The following is a 1332-nucleotide window of genomic DNA, read 5'->3' on the forward strand; positions in this document are numbered from 1 at the left end:
TCGGCGCAGAGCGACAGCCTACCTCTGACTGCCGCCAATCTTTGCAACAGAGCCGATCGACCGATTGCCGATCATCGGTTGACGATACGCGCATGTAGCCAACGAGCATGACGGAAAACCCCCAAAACCATGTTGTCGGACACATTTACAATCCGACAGTGTTTTTCGGACATTATGCGGGATCAGAGAGGCCGCGCAATAGCGTGCGCGGCGGAGATCGTCAGGAGTTGCGCCACGGCATGACGGGATTCAGGTGAAATCCGTGATTCGCCCCTAGCCCCTATAGGCCGATAGGGCACGCCGATACGCCCCTCGGCAGTGCCGCGCCGGCGTAGGGTGGCGGCGATATGGCGCTCGGCCGCTACGCGATCGGCGAAGGCATGACGCTGAGCTTGGCCGCGCGCGCCGATCAGCGGTCATTGTTCGCCGGCTTGACCTCGATCGTGCAGCGCACCGTCTTTTTCGCCTTGGCGGCAGCCGCGCCGCACGCTTCGATCGTCTCGCGATTGTCCCGCGCCAGATTGGCGGCCGCGACGATCCCCTCCCAGCTCGCCGGCGATGCGCGCTGCATCAGATGCGTGCCGGCATCCCATAGCGTCGGTTCGGCAAGCGCCCGCGTCGCCATGCGCTCCGGCAACTGCCAGCTATCGGGCATGGCGCGCGCGATCAGGCCGGCGAGAAGCGCATAGAGCAATATCCCCAGCACCACGCCGCCCAACCCGATCCAAAACAGCCACCGATCCTGTTGCCAGCGCGCGCGCGTCGTTCCGATCAGCCCCCGCAATTCCCGCGCCGCCTCGCTCATGTCCGATCGCGTGCTGTTCACCAGGTTGTGCAGCTCGCCCGTCGCACTCGCCACCGAAGCGTTTACACGCTCTCCCATCGTCTCCGGGGTGAGTTTCATCGCGGGGCTTTTCGCGATCACATCGACCCGCTGGGTGAGCGCCAGCAATATCTTCTCGGTGTTGGCGAGCGTCGGCTGATAATCGGGAATCTCGATGGACTCGCGCGCGCGGGCTAACCCCTCGACCGCAAGGCGCACCAGCGCCACCTCGCCGCGCAACTGCTCGAACGCCGCCTGCGGATCGTCGCCGGCCCTGCCGTTGTTGCGATAATTATCCTCGTCCATCATCCTCTCCTTACCGGCTCATTCCGCGCCCCATGCCTATCCCTAAATCCCGCGCCAGCTCGCGGCCAAGGTCGCCGCTGTTCATGCCGCGCCCCCGGCCCATGCCGATCTCAAGCCCCAGCTCGCGGGTGCGATTACGCAGGACCAATTCCACCTGGGGATCGCGCTCAAGGCTTTTCGCCATGCCCGCCATTTCCTTGCCC

General features: G+C 64.6%; 2 protein-coding genes. Both read right to left on the reverse strand.

The window, feature by feature from the left end; translation table 11 throughout:
- Positions 1–409: 409 nt before the first annotated feature.
- Positions 410–1132: a DUF6118 family protein gene (locus M529_RS25385; RefSeq protein ID WP_015460630.1), complete on the reverse strand. Its 723-nt coding sequence runs from the start codon at positions 1130–1132 to the stop codon at positions 410–412.
- Positions 1133–1139: 7 nt separating this feature from the next.
- The coding region (locus tag M529_RS0123965) for a hypothetical protein (RefSeq protein ID WP_041208850.1) at positions 1140–1332 on the reverse strand (193 nt) is incomplete at its 5' end.

It is taken from the genome of Sphingobium ummariense RL-3, from assembly GCF_000447205.1.
In the GTDB taxonomy this organism is placed as follows: Bacteria; Pseudomonadota; Alphaproteobacteria; order Sphingomonadales; family Sphingomonadaceae; genus Sphingobium; species Sphingobium ummariense.

Bases quoted from the DNA above. Each gene is read 5' to 3' on its own strand.
- M529_RS25385 (WP_015460630.1), bottom strand. From the start codon at position 1,132: ATGATGGACGAGGATAATTATCGCAACAACGGCAGGGCCGGCGACGAT.